At 63.9% G+C, this 15,020-nt stretch carries 17 protein-coding genes; 5 read left to right on the top strand and 12 right to left on the bottom strand.

All coding sequences use genetic code 11. The features are described 5' to 3' along the window. Positions 1–37 precede the first annotated feature (37 nt). Genes fliN through fliR form a run of 5 tightly spaced genes read left to right on the top strand, consistent with a single transcriptional unit; the run spans position 38 to position 2,972 of the window. Positions 38–457 (top strand): flagellar motor switch protein FliN, encoded by a 420-nt coding sequence (gene fliN / locus I4X03_RS17350; protein WP_223469507.1) that lies wholly within the window; start codon positions 38–40, stop codon positions 455–457. After that, on the top strand, positions 454–1,077 hold the full coding sequence (gene fliO, locus I4X03_RS17355; protein ID WP_223469508.1) for a flagellar biosynthetic protein FliO: 624 nt from the start codon (positions 454–456) through the stop codon (positions 1,075–1,077). Before fliN ends, fliO begins: the two co-directional genes overlap by 4 nt. After that, positions 1,067–1,834 (top strand): flagellar type III secretion system pore protein FliP, encoded by a 768-nt coding sequence (fliP, locus tag I4X03_RS17360; protein WP_223469509.1) that lies wholly within the window; start codon positions 1,067–1,069, stop codon positions 1,832–1,834. The genes fliO and fliP overlap by 11 nt, the downstream gene beginning before the upstream one ends. A 9-nt stretch (positions 1,835–1,843) precedes the next feature. After that, on the top strand, positions 1,844–2,113 hold the full coding sequence (gene fliQ / locus I4X03_RS17365) for a flagellar biosynthesis protein FliQ (protein ID WP_223469510.1): 270 nt from the start codon (positions 1,844–1,846) through the stop codon (positions 2,111–2,113). A gap of 31 nt (positions 2,114–2,144) precedes the next feature. Then, positions 2,145–2,972: a flagellar biosynthetic protein FliR gene (gene fliR, locus I4X03_RS17370; protein WP_223469511.1), complete on the top strand. Its 828-nt coding sequence runs from the start codon at positions 2,145–2,147 to the stop codon at positions 2,970–2,972. Between the two features lie 184 nt (positions 2,973–3,156). On the opposite strand, the gene I4X03_RS17375 is transcribed toward fliR, so the two are convergent. From I4X03_RS17375 to flgB, 12 genes are all read right to left on the bottom strand, one after another. Continuing rightward, positions 3,157–3,843, bottom strand: coding sequence for a transposase (locus I4X03_RS17375; RefSeq protein ID WP_223469512.1), 687 nt, complete (start codon positions 3,841–3,843; stop codon positions 3,157–3,159). Between the two features lie 201 nt (positions 3,844–4,044). Beyond that, on the bottom strand, positions 4,045–5,277 hold the full coding sequence (flgL, locus tag I4X03_RS17380) for a flagellar hook-associated protein FlgL (RefSeq protein WP_223469513.1): 1,233 nt from the start codon (positions 5,275–5,277) through the stop codon (positions 4,045–4,047). 19 nt (positions 5,278–5,296) lie between these two features. Then, the gene (gene flgK / locus I4X03_RS17385) at positions 5,297–7,270 is read right to left on the bottom strand and encodes a flagellar hook-associated protein FlgK (RefSeq protein ID WP_223469514.1); all 1,974 of its coding nucleotides are present in this window, start codon (positions 7,268–7,270) and stop codon (positions 5,297–5,299) included. A 107-nt stretch (positions 7,271–7,377) separates the two neighbouring features. Next, on the bottom strand, positions 7,378–8,337 hold the full coding sequence (gene flgJ / locus I4X03_RS17390) for a flagellar assembly peptidoglycan hydrolase FlgJ (protein WP_223469515.1): 960 nt from the start codon (positions 8,335–8,337) through the stop codon (positions 7,378–7,380). 9 nt (positions 8,338–8,346) lie between these two features. Then, positions 8,347–9,450, bottom strand: a complete 1,104-nt coding sequence (locus I4X03_RS17395; protein WP_223469516.1) for a flagellar basal body P-ring protein FlgI — start codon at positions 9,448–9,450, stop codon at positions 8,347–8,349. Positions 9,451–9,462: 12 nt separating this feature from the next. Continuing rightward, positions 9,463–10,113: a flagellar basal body L-ring protein FlgH gene (locus tag I4X03_RS17400; protein WP_223469517.1), complete on the bottom strand. Its 651-nt coding sequence runs from the start codon at positions 10,111–10,113 to the stop codon at positions 9,463–9,465. A 19-nt stretch (positions 10,114–10,132) separates the two neighbouring features. Continuing rightward, the gene (gene flgG, locus I4X03_RS17405) at positions 10,133–10,915 is read right to left on the bottom strand and encodes a flagellar basal-body rod protein FlgG (protein ID WP_223469518.1); all 783 of its coding nucleotides are present in this window, start codon (positions 10,913–10,915) and stop codon (positions 10,133–10,135) included. Positions 10,916–10,989: 74 nt separating this feature from the next. Continuing rightward, complete coding sequence (gene flgF / locus I4X03_RS17410; RefSeq protein WP_223469519.1) at positions 10,990–11,730, bottom strand: flagellar basal-body rod protein FlgF; 741 nt, start codon at positions 11,728–11,730, stop codon at positions 10,990–10,992. Between the two features lie 69 nt (positions 11,731–11,799). Beyond that, positions 11,800–13,320 (bottom strand): flagellar hook protein FlgE, encoded by a 1,521-nt coding sequence (locus I4X03_RS17415; protein WP_223469520.1) that lies wholly within the window; start codon positions 13,318–13,320, stop codon positions 11,800–11,802. A gap of 29 nt (positions 13,321–13,349) precedes the next feature. Beyond that, the gene (locus I4X03_RS17420) at positions 13,350–14,042 is read right to left on the bottom strand and encodes a flagellar hook assembly protein FlgD (protein WP_223469521.1); all 693 of its coding nucleotides are present in this window, start codon (positions 14,040–14,042) and stop codon (positions 13,350–13,352) included. A 16-nt stretch (positions 14,043–14,058) separates the two neighbouring features. Continuing rightward, complete coding sequence (gene flgC / locus I4X03_RS17425; RefSeq protein ID WP_223469522.1) at positions 14,059–14,460, bottom strand: flagellar basal body rod protein FlgC; 402 nt, start codon at positions 14,458–14,460, stop codon at positions 14,059–14,061. 2 nt (positions 14,461–14,462) lie between these two features. Further along, the gene (gene flgB / locus I4X03_RS17430; RefSeq protein ID WP_223469523.1) at positions 14,463–14,882 is read right to left on the bottom strand and encodes a flagellar basal body rod protein FlgB; all 420 of its coding nucleotides are present in this window, start codon (positions 14,880–14,882) and stop codon (positions 14,463–14,465) included. Between the last annotated feature and the right edge of the window lie 138 nt (positions 14,883–15,020).

Here is a 15,020-nt window from a genome sequence, read left to right on the forward strand (position 1 = left end):
CGCCTGTTGCGCCGGCATGGAAACACAGGAGAGCAACATGTCCGATAATCAAGACGACCAGAGCATGGACGATGACTGGGGCGCCGCCATTGCCGAGCAGGCCAAGGCGGAAGCCGACGCGCTCGAAAAGCAGCAAGCGGCCACTGCCGCCGTGTTCAAGGACTTCTCGAACAAGGGCGCCAAGAACGACACGCCCAACGATATCGACTTCATCCTCGACATTCCGGTCCAGCTGACGGTGGAACTGGGGCGCACCAAGATCGCCATCAAGAACCTGCTGCAACTGGCGCAAGGTTCCGTGGTCGAGCTCGACGGCCTGGCCGGCGAGCCGATGGACGTGCTGGTCAACGGCTGCCTGATCGCCCAGGGCGAAGTGGTGGTGGTGAACGACAAGTTCGGTATTCGCCTGACGGACATCATCACGCCGTCGGAACGGATTCGGAAACTCAACAAATGACGCTGCGCCTGCTTACCGCGGCTGCGCTGCTGTGCGGCCTGGCCGCGCCGCTCGCCGCCGTCGCCGCTCCCGCTCCCGCCGCCGCTCCCGTCCTGTCACCGCCTGCCGTCAACGCCGCAGCCGCGCCTGCCGTCACCACGCCTGCCGACGCGACTGCCGCTCCCGCGGCGACTGCCGCTGGCGCGCCGGCGCCGGCGCCTGCCGAATCGCAGTTCGTCACGCCGCGCCCTGCCCAGCCGGCCCTGCAGCCGGCCGCGCAGCCAACCGCCTCGGCGGCGGGCAGCCTGATGCAAACCACCTTCGCCCTGCTGCTGGTGCTGGCCCTGCTGGCCGCGCTGGCGTGGTTCCTGAAACGCTACGGCCCGAAAGCGGCTGGCGGCAGCGCCAACCTGCGCATGGTCGGCGCGCTCAACCTGGGCGGACGCGAGCGCATCCTGGTGGTCGAAGTCGGCGACCAGTGGATCGTGGTCGGCGCTTCGCCAGGCCGGGTCAACGCGCTCGCCACCATGCCCAAGCAACACAGCGTCGACACCCAACCGATGGTGCAGCCTGGCCTGCCGATGGCGGGCGGCTTCGGCGACTGGCTCAAACAAACGATCGACAAGCGCAATGCAAAGTAAGCAGCACCTGATCCCCAGCGCCTCGACGGCGCTCAAATGCCTGCTGGTAGCAGGCGCGATCGCGCTGCCGGTGGCCGCCATCGCCCAGATTCCTGCCTTCACCAGCGCCCCGGCGCCAGGCGGCGGCACCGCCTACTCGCTGCCGGTGCAAACGCTGCTGCTGATGACGGCGCTGTCGTTCCTGCCGGCGGTGCTGCTGATGATGACCAGTTTTACCCGCATCATCATCGTCCTGTCGCTGCTGCGCCAGGCGCTCGGCACCCAGAGCGCGCCGCCCAACCAGGTGATGATCGGCCTTGCGCTGTTCCTGACACTGTTCGTGATGGGGCCGGTGTTCGACAAGATTTACGTCGATGCCTACCAGCCGCTGCAGAAAAACGAAATCCAGATAGGCGAAGCGATGGACCGCGCGGTGGCGCCGCTCAAGACCTTCATGATCAAGCAGACCCGCCAGGCTGACCTGGCGATGTTCGTCAAGATCTCGCGCAGCCCAGCGCTGCAGGGGCCGGAAGACATTCCGCTGCGCGTGCTGATTCCGGCGTTCGTCACCAGCGAACTGAAGACCGCGTTCCAGATCGGCTTTGCGATCTTCATCCCGTTCCTGATCATCGACATGGTCGTTGCCAGCGTGCTGATGTCGATGGGTATGATGATGATGTCGCCGGCGGTCATCGCGCTGCCCTTCAAGCTGATGCTGTTCGTGCTGGTCGACGGCTGGCAGCTGCTGCTCGGCTCCCTGTCGCAAAGTTTCTACTAGGAGACGCCGATGACCCCGGAAAGCGTCATGACGATGGGCCGCACGGCGATGGAAGTCACGCTGATGGTGGCTGCGCCGATGTTGCTGGTCGCGCTGATCATCGGCCTGATCGTCAGCATCTTCCAGGCCGCCACGCAGATCAACGAAGCGACGCTATCGTTCATCCCCAAGCTGGTCGGCATTTTTGTCGCGCTGCTGATTGCGGGGCCATGGATGCTGGCCGTCATGCTCGACTACATGCGCGGCGTCTTCAGCGGCATCCCGGGACTGATCGGCTGATGCCGGCCCGGCGTTGCGCGGGAACAGCGCGATGATCACGCTCACCTCCGGCGAAATGAGCGCCTGGATCGCGGCCCTGCTGTGGCCGCTGACGCGCATCCTCGCGCTGATCGCCTCCAGCCCCCTGTTCGGCAACAAGAGCGTCCCTGCGCGCGTCAAGATCGCGCTCGGCGTGATGCTGGCGCTGATCATGGCCCCCGCGATCCCTGCCGCGCCGGCGGTCGACCCGCTGTCGTGGTCGGGGCTGCTGATCCTGATCCAGGAAATGCTGATCGGCCTGGCGATGGGATTTGCCATCCGCATCGTGTTCGCCGCCGTCGAGATGGCCGGCGAAGTTGCCAGCCTGACCATGGGCCTGGGATTCGCGAGCTTCTTCGACCCGATGACGCAGGGGCGCTCATCGGCGGTCAGCCAGTTCTTGGCGCTGGTCGCGACGATGGCCTTCCTCGCTGTCAACGGCCACCTGATCCTGCTCGAAGCGCTGGCCGAAAGCTTCTTCACGCTGCCGGTTTCCGCCACGCCGATCTCGGTGGGCGCGCCCTATGAAATGGTACGCTGGGGCGCCAAGATTTTCAGCGCCGGGCTGCAGCTATCGCTGCCGATCGTCGCCGCCCTCCTGATCTGCAACATCGCGTTAGGCATCCTCACGCGCGCCGCCCCGCAGCTCAACATTTTCGGCATCGGCTTCCCGATATCGCTGGGTGTGGGGCTGCTGGTGATCAGCATCGTGCTGCCCTACCTTGGCGGGCCGATCCAGACGCTCTTCAACCAAGGCATCGAAGCGAGCCGCCTGATTCCGAGGAGCGCGGCGCAACGCACGGCGCCGACGTTGCCGGCATTGCCAGCGGCGGCCCCCTAGCCTGCAATTCCCCCCCCCCCCAAACATTCCAAAATCGGGGACAGACCACCATTTTGGAACATTTCGAATTATTCCAAAATCGGGGACAGACCACCATTTTGGAACATTATGAAAATCTGGCCAGGCTTGCTCCGACTGCGCCTCTGTTGGAATAATCGTCGGTTTTAGTCCGGTCCGGGGACGATCACCATCGCCGCGGCCTGCCCACGGTCCGCGGCGTCACATACTTTTCCAGCACCTCCGCCGCCGACTTTATGAAGGGCATGTCGCCAACGGCGAAATTTCCGTTGGTCGCGCGCCGAATAAAATCCACCTGCTCTGATGGCAATTCTTGCTCGAACAGATCGCGATAAGCCTTTTGGCGCTCGTTACTGTCGCGACCAAGGTTCATATAGAGGTGATGCGGCGTGACCAGGGCGTTCACGGCCCCCTCTGCATTGGCCCGATAACTTGACCAGGCGTGGTGCACAGGGTGATCAACCATGCCCGCGCGAACCGGATTTAGCTCAACGTAACACTGGCAAATGAAAAGATACTGTTCATCATCGACGATGCACGACCGGAAACGCCCTTCCCACAAGCTGCCCGTTCTTCCATATCGTCGATTGACGTATTGCACGTAGCGCTGCCCGAGTGCCTTCATCAACATGCCCGGGGAATGAGGGGCCTCAGGCGTGATCAACAGGTGCACGTGATTGGTCATTAACACGTAGGCGTGGACAGCACAGCAAGCGTCGATGGCGCACGCGTGCAACATCCTCAAATAAACGAGGTAGTCGCGTTCCGAGAAGAAGCACGCCTGGCGGTTGTTCCCGCGTTGAATGAGATGGAGGGGTACCCCGGGGATCACAAGTCGAGCGCGCCGTGCCATGACGACTCCAGAAGTTGGACGCTTCGACTTTACACACGGTTTGGGCAGCGCACTCCCCCTGCGTCAACTGAACAGCAAAACTTCCAAAATGGTGGTCTGTCCCCGATTTTGGAAGTACTCTCCCTGCGTCAACTGAACGACGAAAGTTCCAAAATGGTGGTCTGTCCCCGATTTTGGAAGTTTTAGAGTGGTGCTGCGTTATTAGCGCAGGTAGTTGAACAGCGATAGCCCCGACAGCGATTTGAAGGACATTTGCGATGCTTCCAAGGTCATCTTTTGCTGCTGGAACAGCGAGTAGGCCTTGACCATGTCGAGGTCTTGCAGGTCCGATAGCGCTTCCGAATATTGGATGTTGCGGTCCTCGCCGGCGCCGTCGAGGTAGTCGAGCTCCTTCAGGCTGGAGCCGACCCCGGCGCGCACCGACAGCACGTTTTCAAGCGCGGCGTCGAGGTTGTCCATCGCCATGTTGAGACCGTTGGAGAGCGCGGCTTGCTTGGGACCGTTGGCCGGCAGCCCGAGCGTGTCGATCAGCTGGCTGAGCGTGGTGAAGATCGATTGCTTTTCGCTCGGCTTGACGTTGAAGATGTCACCGCTGGCCGGCGCGCCGGCAATGTCGAACACCACGCCTTCAAAGGCGATCTGCTTGCCGCTTTCGAACGGCACGTTCAGCGCCACCGGCGCCGGTACCGGAACTTCGGCCGCGCGCGACAGGTCAGTCACCGTGTAGGTGGTGACCGCCGGCGTGCCCGTCACCGTGAATTCGATCTGGTAGTCGTGCCCCTTGATCAGCGAGGCGTCGGTGATCGCGCCCGACGAGACCACGCCCGCTCCCTTGTTGGCGCTGGCGGCCGAGGTCTGGAAGGTGCCGTTGCCGGTCGCGATGTTTTCAAACACCGAGCTGCCCGAGTCGCTGACGGCGATCTCGCGCGACGAGGCGACCTGCAGTTTGCGGATGCCCTGGTCGCCATGGTAGGCGGCGCCGCCGTCGACCAGCGAGAATGGCGGCGAGCCGGTGCTGTAACCCGAGAACAGGTAGCCGCCCACGCCGTCGGCGGTGTTGGCCACGCCAAGCAGGTCGTTGAGGCGGCCCTTCAGGTCGATGGCGAGCGCCTGGCGGTCGGCCGGCAGCATCGTGCCATTGCCGGCGCTGACGGCGATCGTCTTGATGTCGTGGATCAGCTGGGTCGTGCTGGCCAACGCTTGCTCGACCTGCGACAGCGAGGAGCGCGCGTTCTGGCGGTTGACGCCGTACTGCGTGTTCACCGCTTGCGATTGCGTCACTTCCAGCGCGCGCGCCGAGGCGACCGGGTCGTCCGACGGCGTCAGGATGCGCCGGTTGGTGGACAGCTGCATCTGGGTGCGCGCGAGCTGGCTTTGCAGCGAGCCCATCTGATTGGTGCCCGTTTCGAACATGGTGTTGGTACTGATGCGCATGATGACTCCGAGCGTGCGTTTAACGTAACGACAACAGCGTGTCGAACAGGGTGCTGGCGATCTGCATGACTTTACCGGCCGCCTGGTAGGCTTGCTGGTACTTGAGCAGGTTGGTGGCTTCCTCATCGAGGTTGACGCCCGAGACTTCCTGCTGCGAGGCGGTCACCTGGCCAAGCAGCGCCTTGCCGGCTTCGCTGTTGACCTGCACTTCGCGCGTCTTGTTGCCGATAAAGCTGACCAGCTCGGCGTAGGCCGACTGGTAGGTGGCCCGGCCGCCGTCGAGGATGTTCTTGGTCTGCAGCTTGCCGAGCGCCTGGGCGTTGCGGTTGTCCGAGGCGCCATTCGGGTTGGCGCTGATGGTGAATTTGTCGCCCTCGGCCGGCTTGCCGCTGAAGCTGACGTTGACGCCGCCGATGTTGTAGTTGTCGCCTGCCTTGTACAGGATCGGGTCGGTGCCGACCACGAACGGTTGCGGCGCGCCGCCGTTCGAGCTGACGTAAACCGTCGCGCCGGCCGGGAAGCCCTGCAGTTCGCCCGAGGCCTCGTCGAACGTCAGCGTCAGCGGCAGCGCCGGTGCGCCGCCCAGGTATTCGCTGGAAATCGAGCCTTCGCTGATCTTGGCGCTGCCCTTGTTGTCGAGCGGCGTATTGGTGACCACCGGCGCACCGGCGGCAATTCGCGCAATGTCCTTGACGACCACGTTGAAGTTGGCCGCGCCGCCGATGGTGGGACGCACGACGAAGTAGTCGCCTTCGGTGGCGGCGTTCTCGATGTCGAAAGCGATGCCGTCGATGACTTGCGGCTCGGTTTGCGGGAACGGATTGATCTGGACCGGGGTGCCGCCCGAGGTGGTCGACACCCAGTACGAACCGCTGCGGTATTCGACCTTGTAGTCGCTGTTGGTCAGCTTGGTCGAATCGACCACGCTTGCCTTGACCGACGGCGCGGTGGCGGGGTTGGCCACCGGCGTATTGGTCAGGCTGGCGCCGACGACCGCTTCGCCGATCGAGAAGAACTTGCCCCCCATCTCGGCCTTGCTGTCCTGCCCCAGCGCGTGCTGGGCATTGAACGTCTCCGCGATGCCGATCGCGATGCGGCCGAGCGAATTTTGCGCGCGGTCGAGCGTGTTGTTGCGAAATTCGAGAATGCCGCCCAGCGCGCCGCCTGGCAGCGAACTATCGGACAACACGGTTATCTTGCTGCCAGTCATGTAACCAATCTGCACACGGCTCAGATCGGTTGGCGAGGTCGCCACCGCCAGCTCGAACGGCTTCGAGCCGACCACCAGCGGCATGCCGACGCCGATCGAGACAGTCAGGCTGTTGTTGGCGCCCGGCGTGACGTTGGCCTTGACCTCCTTGTTCAGCTCAAGCACCAGCTGGTCGCGCGCGTCCATCAGGTCGTTCGGCTTGGCGCTGCCGTTGGACAGCGTGAACTTGCCGATCTGTTCGTTCAGCTCGGCGATCTGGGAAGCGTAGGAATTGATTAAGGTAACTTTGGTCGTGATCTGCGAATTGACGCCGTCGCGGATCTCCTGCAGGCGGCCGTCGAGCGACTGGAAGCGCGACGCCAGCGATTCGGCATTCGACAGCACCGCCTGGCGGGCAGCGGTCGAGCTCGGATTGGCCGCGAGATCCTGGATGCCCGCGAAGAAATTTTTCAGGGCCGGCGACAGGCCGGCGCTGGTGTCGGCAAGCAGGTTGTCGATCTGGCTGATCTGGCTGTTGTAGGCATCGGTCGCGCTCAGCGAGGCTTGCGCATTGCGCACCTGGGTGTTCAGGAACTGGTCGGAATAGCGCTTGATGTCGGCAATCTGGGTGCCGCTGCCGACAAAGCCGTAGCCGAAGTCCTGGGCGATCCCGGACGACTGCACCACCACCTGGCGGCTGTAGCCGGCCACCGACGCGTTGGCGATGTTATGGCCGGTCGTCGACAGTCCCGCTTGCGCCGCGAACAGTCCGCTCTTGCCGATACTGAGGAGATTTCCAGCCATGGTGTCAGTGTCTTTCCATTGTTGTATCTATATAACGGCAGCCGCGCGCAAAACTTGACTTATCAAGATTGCAAGCCCTGCTTGCCGGGGTCGACTTGCCCCCGGGGTCAGGCCAGCGAGTGCTTGATGATGCGGGTTAATTTTGCCGCGTACATCGGGTCGGTTGCGTAGCCGGCGCGCTGCAAGCCCTGGGCGAAGCCGCTGGCGTCAGTGGCGTTGGCCAGCACCTTTTCGTAGCGCGGGTTGTGCGTGATGAGCTTGGCGTAGTCCTTGAAACTGTCGGCGTAGCTGTCGTAGGCACGGAATTTCTCCACCCGGGTGCGCGGCACGCCGTTGACATACTCGGTGGTGACGGCGGTGGCAACCTTGCCTTTCCAGCCAGGGCCGGCCTTGATGCCGAACAGGTTGTGGCTGGTGCTGCCGTCGGCATTCTTGATCTCGCGTTTGCCCCACCCGGTCTCGAGCGCGGCCTGGCCGAGCATGAACTTGGCCGGAATCCCGGTGGCGCGGCTGGCTTCGTCGGCGTGGCTACCCAGCTTGTCCTGGAAGTTGCGCACGTGGCTGGCCTGGCTGCGGCCGCTCGCGGTGACGCCCGGGGTGGCGGCCACCGCCGAGGCGAACGGCGTCGCGTCCGCTTTCGGCAGCGCCAGCGCGGCGGCCGGCTTGGTCAGCGCGGCGGCGTCGAATGCGGGCGGCAGCGCGTTGATGGCAGGCGCCTGGGCGCCGGGCTCGCTGCCGATGGCCATCGCCTGGGCGTTCATTTGCTGGTTCGACAACTGGCGGATCAGCATGTCGGCCAGGCCGACGCCGCGCTTGGCCAGGTTCTGGCTCAGCTGCTGGTCGAGCATCGTGGTGAAGGTCTTGGTCTGCTGGTTGTCCGTCATGCCCTCTTGCGGGGTGGCGTCGCGCGCGCTTTTGAGCATCATGTTGATGAACATGGCTTCGAACTGGGTCGCGGCGGTTTTCAGCGCTTCCGGCGAGCCGGCCTTGGCCGATTGCTTGAGTTCGCCGAGTCCCTTGGTATCGAACGCGAGCTTGCTCGACAGGTCGTTGGTCTGGATGGCCATGGCGTTGCCTTAGATGATCTCGAGCTCGGCGCGCAGCGAACCGGCGGCCTTGAGCGCCTGCAGGATGGCCAGCAGGTCTTGCGGGGTGGCGCCGATGGCGTTCATCGCCTTGACCACCTCCGACAGTGAGGCGCCGGCCTTGACCATGATGACCTTGCCCGGTTCTTTCTTGATGTCGATGCTCGGGTTGCGGGTGACCACGGTCTGGCCGCCGGAAAGGGGGTTTGGCTGGCTGACCTCGGTATCCATGCCGACGCTGACCGACAGGTTGCCGTGCGAAATCGCGCAACTGTCGAGCGTGACGGCCTGGTTCATCACCACCGAGCCGGTGCGCGCATTCATGATGACCTTGGCGGCCACCTTGGCCGGGTTCACTTCCAGGCCTTCCAGGATGCCGATGAACGACACCCGCTGGTCGCTCGACGAGGGCGACATCACGCGCACGACGCGGCCGTCCAGCGCGGTGGCAATGCCGGGGCCGAAATGGTTGTTGATCGCCTCGACCATGCGGCTGACGGTCTGGAAGTCGGTTTCCTTCAGTTCCAGCCGGATCTGGTTGTTTTCACCGAGGTTCGAGGCGACTGCGCGCTCGACGGTTGCGCCGCCGGAAATCTTGCCGACCGCGAGGTGGTTGACCTGGACTTGCGCGCCGCCGGCGGCGGCGCCGACGCCGCCGACCAGCAGGTTACCCTGCGCCATGCCGTAGATCTGGCCGTCGGCGCCTTTCAGCGGCGTCATCAGGAGCGTGCCGCCGCGCAGGCTTTTGGCGTTGCCGATCGACGAGACCGTGATGTCCATGGTCTGGCCCGGCTGCGCAAAGGCGGGCAGCGATGCCGTCACCGTCACCGCCGCCACGTTCTTCAGCTGCAGGCTGGTGCCCGGCGGCAGGCTCACGCCCATCTGCTGCAGCATCGAGACGATCGACTGCACCGTGAACGGGGTCTGGGTGGTCTGGTCGCCGGTGCCGTCGAGGCCGACGACGATGCCGTAGCCCATCAGCTGGTTCTGGCGCACGCCGGCAATGCTGGCGAGGTCCTTGATGCGGTCGGCGTGCGCCAGTTGCGGCAGCAGCATGGCGGCGCACAGGCCGACGGCGGAGAGAATTTTTTGCATGGTCATACCCGATCAGAACGGCAACAGCGACAGGAAGAAACGCGATGCCATGGCGGTGATTTCGGCCCGGTCGATCTTGCTGTTGGTACGGTATTCGACGCGCGCGTCGGCCACCTGGGTCGAGGACACCATGTTGCCGGTGGTGATAGTGTCCGGGCTGACCATGCCGGAGAAGCGGATGAACTCGGTTCCCTTGTTCATCGCGATCTGCTTTTCGCCGGCGACGATCAGGTTACCGTTCGGCAGCACTTCGGTGACCGTCACCGCCATCGTGCCGCTGAAGGTGTTGCTGGCGCTTTGCTTGTCCGAATCGGCGAACTTGGTGGCCGCGTCGGTGGCGACGGCCGCGCCGAGCGCATTGCGCAGCACGCCAGGCGGCGTGAAGCTGACGGTGCCGGTCTTGTCGCCCGAGCTGGCGCCTGCCTTGACGGCCGAGGTGCGCTCGATGATGTTGATCGTCAAGAGGTCGCCGATGTGGCGGGCGCGGCGGTCTTCGAAGACCGGGCGGTAGCTGGCGCTCTGGAAGATGGCGCCGTTGTTGGCCGCCGGCAGGTCCGACGGGATCGGGCGCGCGCTGGTGGGCACCTGGACGATCGAGGTCGGGGTGGCCGCGCAGCCGGCCAGCGCCAGCGCCAGCGCTGGAAGGAAGATGATTGCCTTCATGAGGATTCTCCGGCCCGGCTTAGAGCTGGGCAAGCTTGGCCAGCATCTGGTCGGACGTGGTGATGGCCTTGCTGTTGATTTCGTAAGCGCGCTGGGTCTGGATCATGTTGACCATTTCCTCAACCACATTCACGTTCGAGGTCTCGACATAGCCCTGCATCAGGGTGCCGGCGCCGTTGGTGCCCGGGGTGTTGGTGTTCGGGTTGCCCGACGCGCCGGTTTCCACGTACAGGTTCTCGCCCTTCGACTCCAGCCCGGCCGGATTGACGAAGGTGGACAGCTGCAAGGTGCCGATCTGCGAAGGCGCGTTGGTGCCGGGCAAGGTGACCGAGACGGTGCCGTCGCGGCCGACGGTCAGCGACTGCGCATTGGCCGGTACGGTAATGGCAGGCTGGACAACGTAGCCGGACGAGGTCACCAGCTGGCCATTGGCGTCCGACTGGAACGAACCATCGCGGGTGTAGGCGGCGGTGCCGTCCGGCAGCAGGATCTGGAAGAAGCCGGGCCCGTTGACCATGACGTCCTTGGAGTTGCCGGTCTGCTGGGGATTGCCCTGGGTGTGGATGCGTTCGATCGCGACCGCGCGCACGCCGGTACCGATCTGCGCGCCCGACGGCAGCGCGGTCTGTTGCGACGATTGGGCGCCCGGCTGGCGGACATTCTGGTACAGCAGGTCTTCGAACACCGCGCGCGAGCGCTTGAAGCCATTGGTGCTGACGTTGGCCAGGTTGTTGGTGATGACGTCGAGGTTAGTCTGCTGCGCTTCGAGGCCGGTTTTCGCGATAAAAAGGGAACGGATCATTTTCTTCTCCTGTTTCGGCTGCCGACGAAATCGACCAAGCCTTGCACAATAGAATCATTATCCGCCCCGGCCTATCAATTCAAAGCGAGGATCTGGGTTGCTTTCGCGGCGTTATTCTCGGCATTCTTCAGCAGGCTCATTTGGGTTTCGAACGAGCGCGCCAGCGAGATCATGGTAACCATCGACTCGACCGGGCTGACGTTGCTGCCTTCGAGGGCGCCGCCGGCCACCACCACGCGCGGGTCGGCCGGGGCGGCGCTGCCGTCCTTCAGGCGGAACAGGCCGTCGTCGCCGCGCACCAGGTCCTGCTCGTTCGGATTGACCAGCTTGATCCGGCCCAGCACCGTCGGGGCGCCGGGCTTGGTGGTGGTGGCAATGGTCGAAATGGTACCGTCGCCGCCGATCGTCACCGTCACTTCGGGCGGGATGGTGATGGTGCCGCCATCGCCCTGCACCGCCTGGCCCTTGGCCGTTTGCAGCAAGCCGTTTTCATTCATCTGCAGGCCGCCGGCGCGGGTGTAGGCTTCGCTGCCGTCCGCCATCTGCACCGCGATCCAGCCCTTGCCCTTGACGGCCACGTCGAGGTCGCGGCCGGTCAGCTGCAGCGGGCCGGACGCGAAGTCCGAACCGACGGTCGAATTGACCACGAAGGCGCGCGTCGGCAGGCCATCGGACACCACCGGCACCGCGCGGAACGAGTCGAGCTGGGCGCGAAAGCCGGTGGTGGTGACGTTGGCGAGGTTGTTCGACGTCGTCGCCTGCTGCTCGAGGATGTGTTTGGCGCCGCTGGCGGCGGTGTAGATTAAGCGATCCATGATGACCTCCTCCGGTCGTTCCCGCGAAGGCGGGAACGACGGCTAAATTACGACGTGAGTATTAACGATTTAACGCAGGTTCACCAGGGTCTGCAGCACCGAATCCTGGGTCTTGATGGTCTGCGCGTTGGCCTGGTAGACGCGCTGCGCGGTGATCATGTTGACCAGTTCAGCGGTCAGGTCGACGTTCGAGTTCTCGACCGCGGACGACTGCAGCACGCCCAGGCTGCCAGTGGTCGGCGCGCCGGTCAGCGGCGAACCCGACATCGACGATTCGGCCCACGCGTTGTTGCCCAGCGGCGTCAGGCCGTTCGGGTTGGCGAAGTTCGACAGCACGATCTGGCCCAGCGCCGCGGTCCTGCCGTTGCTGTACTGGCCCAGGATGATGCCGTCGGCGCCGGCGCTGAAGCGCTGCAGCTGGCCGGCGGTGTAGCCGTCCTGCACGATCTTCTTTTCGCTCGTTTCGGTGCCGTACTGGGTCGATTTGGTGAAATCTATTTCCATCGGCAATGGCGTCGAGGCGCCGGTCGCAGGGAAAATCGGCAGGTTGATGGTGAACGGCATGGCGGTGGTCAAGCCGCCATTGCTGTCGAACGCCAGCTCGCCAACCCGGGTGGCGCCGACGCGGACCGCGCCGGCGATGGCCTGGTCGACGTCTTCCGGGGTATTGCCGACGACGCCAGCGGCGGTCGTGCCTGCCGTGGTGATGGCGGTCTGGTTGGCAGGGGTGGCGCCGGCGGTGCCGGCCGCTGCCGACACCATCGCCGATGCGGCATTGGCATAGGTCAGCAGGGCCGCGGCGATGGTTGCCGGCACCGGCGGCACCGCCAGCGTCGCCGTGGTCCAGGCGTCGCGTGCATTATTGACGGCGGTAAACGCCGCGCCGGTGCCTTGCGAGGCGGTGGCGACGGTCAGGTTGTTCGCTTCGACGCCGTTGTTGGCCACATACACATCCCACTTGCCAGCGGCCGTCTTGACATAGAAGGTCGACAGCACATGGGCATTGCCCAGGGTATCGAACACGTCGACAGGAATCTGCTTGTTGTAGCTTTCCGGATCGTCCACGTCGAACGGGGTGTTCTTCGGCGGCAGCTCGCGCGAGTCGAGGTTGAGCTGGATATCGATCTCGCTGGTCGCGACCGGGGTCAGGTCGCCGGCGTTGATCTGGATAGGCGCCGGGGCGCCAGCCATGATGCCGCCGCCGACGCCGGCCTGGTAGCCGGTCAGCTTGGCGCCCTGGGCATTGACCATGAAGCCGGATTTGTCGAGCTGGAACTGGCCGTTGCGCGAATACTGGGTGGTGCCGTTGACCACGGTGCGGAAGAAGCCGGCGCCGTTGATCGCGATGTCGAGCGGGTTGTTGGACGATTCGATATTGCCCTGCGTGAATTGCTGGGCGATGTTGGCCACTTTCACGCCGATACCGGCGGTGTTGCCGGTGACGCCGTTCAAGGACGCGGCATACACGTCGGCGAACTGGGCCTGCGAACCCTTGAAGCCGACCGTGCTGGCGTTGGCGATGTTGTTGCCGATGACGTCGAGCGATTTTGCAGCGCCGTTCAAGCCGCTAAGACCTTGTTGGAAAGACATAATATTCTCCTGAGATTTGTTGTGGCGGCTTAAAGGATTTGCTTGATGTCGGCCATCGTGACGACACCTCGGGACGGCAGGTTCAGCTTGACCCCGTCCTTGGCACTGGTGGTGACGCTGGCGACGCTGTCGAAGGACAGGGTGCGCGCGTCGTCGATTTGCTCGCCGCCGCGGGTGGCGACGACACGGATCAGGTATTCGCCGTTCTTCATGGTGATCGGCTTGCCCTCGGCATCGACGTTCTTCGGGTCGAGCACTCCGTCCCAGACGATCGGGAAGACGCCGGCTTCATTCTTGCCCAGGTCAATCGTCTGGATATCCTTGCCGGTGGTCGGGTCGGTGATGATGATCTCGACCTTGTCTGCCGCGCTGTCGAGTTCGACGCCGAGGATGGACTTGCCGTCCGCCAGCTGGACCCGGTCGCCGTTGACCAGCACGCCGTGGCCGATCATGTTGGCCGCCTGCAGCGCCTCGGACGCCTGGTAGCTCGCCTTCAGCGATTCCAGCGTCGTGTTCAGCTTGTTGACGCCGGTGACCGTCGACAGCTGGGCCAGCTGGCTGGTGATCTGGGCGTTGTCGAGCGGGTTCAGCGGATCCTGGTTCTTCAGCTGGGTGACCAGCAAGGTCATGAACTTGTCGGTGGCTTCCTCGACGCTGCCGGTGGCGGCCGGTTTCTTGCTTGGGTTGACCGCGTTGAGCAGGTCGTTCGAGATCGTTGTCATGGTGGCTTCTTATTGGTTACTGACCGAGCGTCAGCGTTTTGAGCAGCAGGGATTTGGCGGCGTTCATGGTTTCCACATTGGTCTGGTAAGAACGCGACGCCGACAGCATGTTGACCATTTCGTCGACCACGTTCACATTCGGCATCGACACATAGCCCTTGTCGTCGGCGGCCGGATGTTTCGGGTCGTACACCTGTTTCAGGGGCGATGCATCCTCGATCACTTGCTGCACCTTGACGCCGGTGCCGCCGCCGGCGGTTGGCACCGCTTCGAACACGACCTGTTTGGCACGGTAGGCTTCGCCGCTTGCGCTGGTGGCGCTGTCGGCGTTGGCGAGGTTGCTGGCCACGGTGTTGAGGCGCTGGGCCTGGGCGCTCATGGCTGAGCCGGAAACGTTAAAGATATTAAATAGCGACATGATTATTGCCCCTGGATGGCTGCCAGCATGCCGCGGATTTGCGAGTTGATCAGCGTGATGCCCGCTTCGTAGCGGATCGCGTTGTCGGTGAACTGGTTGCGCTCGACGTCCATGTCGACCGTATTGCCGTCGACCGCGCCCTGGACGGTGCCGCGGTACTGCACCGGCGTGCCGTTGGGCAGGATGTCCGGGTTGCCGGCGGCGCCGCCCATGTGGTTGGGCGCGGTGGCCTTGAGCACGCCAGCCGGCGGCGTATTGCGCGCCAGCGCACCCTGCAGCGCAGCGCTGAAATCGATATCGCGGGCCTTGTAGTGCGGCGTGTCCGCGTTCGCGATGTTCGATGCCAGCAGCTGCTGGCGCTGCGAGCGCAGGCTCAGCGCCGTTTCGTTGAACCGCAGGTAATCGTCGAGTTTGCCAATCATGCCAGCCTCCATCTGTCCGTTGCCGGCCGGTTTGGCGCAACGGTCTTGTTATGACAGGATCGATAGTACGTCCGGGCAACACCAGTCAATCGATGGATAAGGGCATGCAAAAGGGGGCTATTCAAGGATTCAGGCAGC

Origin of the sequence: Massilia soli (assembly GCF_016809835.1) — a bacterium.
Lineage (GTDB): Bacteria > Pseudomonadota > Gammaproteobacteria > Burkholderiales > Burkholderiaceae_D > Telluria_A > Telluria_A soli.

What these genes read in the sequence shown, in the direction of transcription:
- fliR (WP_223469511.1), top strand. Translation starts at nt 2,145, where the DNA reads ATGATCACGCTCACCTCCGGCGAAATGAGCGCCTGGATCGCGGCCCTG.
- fliN (WP_223469507.1), top strand. Translation starts at nt 38, where the DNA reads ATGTCCGATAATCAAGACGACCAGAGCATGGACGATGACTGGGGCGCC.
- flgL (WP_223469513.1), bottom strand. Translation starts at nt 5,277, where the DNA reads ATGCGCATCAGTACCAACACCATGTTCGAAACGGGCACCAATCAGATG.
- flgJ (WP_223469515.1), bottom strand. Translation starts at nt 8,337, where the DNA reads ATGGCCATCCAGACCAACGACCTGTCGAGCAAGCTCGCGTTCGATACC.
- I4X03_RS17420 (WP_223469521.1), bottom strand. Translation starts at nt 14,042, where the DNA reads ATGACAACGATCTCGAACGACCTGCTCAACGCGGTCAACCCAAGCAAG.
- flgC (WP_223469522.1), bottom strand. Translation starts at nt 14,460, where the DNA reads ATGTCGCTATTTAATATCTTTAACGTTTCCGGCTCAGCCATGAGCGCC.
- I4X03_RS17395 (WP_223469516.1), bottom strand. Translation starts at nt 9,450, where the DNA reads ATGCAAAAAATTCTCTCCGCCGTCGGCCTGTGCGCCGCCATGCTGCTG.
- flgF (WP_223469519.1), bottom strand. Translation starts at nt 11,730, where the DNA reads ATGGATCGCTTAATCTACACCGCCGCCAGCGGCGCCAAACACATCCTC.
- flgG (WP_223469518.1), bottom strand. Translation starts at nt 10,915, where the DNA reads ATGATCCGTTCCCTTTTTATCGCGAAAACCGGCCTCGAAGCGCAGCAG.
- flgK (WP_223469514.1), bottom strand. Translation starts at nt 7,270, where the DNA reads ATGGCTGGAAATCTCCTCAGTATCGGCAAGAGCGGACTGTTCGCGGCG.
- fliO (WP_223469508.1), top strand. Translation starts at nt 454, where the DNA reads ATGACGCTGCGCCTGCTTACCGCGGCTGCGCTGCTGTGCGGCCTGGCC.
- I4X03_RS17400 (WP_223469517.1), bottom strand. Translation starts at nt 10,113, where the DNA reads ATGAAGGCAATCATCTTCCTTCCAGCGCTGGCGCTGGCGCTGGCCGGC.
- I4X03_RS17415 (WP_223469520.1), bottom strand. Translation starts at nt 13,320, where the DNA reads ATGTCTTTCCAACAAGGTCTTAGCGGCTTGAACGGCGCTGCAAAATCG.
- fliQ (WP_223469510.1), top strand. Translation starts at nt 1,844, where the DNA reads ATGACCCCGGAAAGCGTCATGACGATGGGCCGCACGGCGATGGAAGTC.
- flgB (WP_223469523.1), bottom strand. Translation starts at nt 14,882, where the DNA reads ATGATTGGCAAACTCGACGATTACCTGCGGTTCAACGAAACGGCGCTG.
- fliP (WP_223469509.1), top strand. Translation starts at nt 1,067, where the DNA reads ATGCAAAGTAAGCAGCACCTGATCCCCAGCGCCTCGACGGCGCTCAAA.
- I4X03_RS17375 (WP_223469512.1), bottom strand. Translation starts at nt 3,843, where the DNA reads ATGGCACGGCGCGCTCGACTTGTGATCCCCGGGGTACCCCTCCATCTC.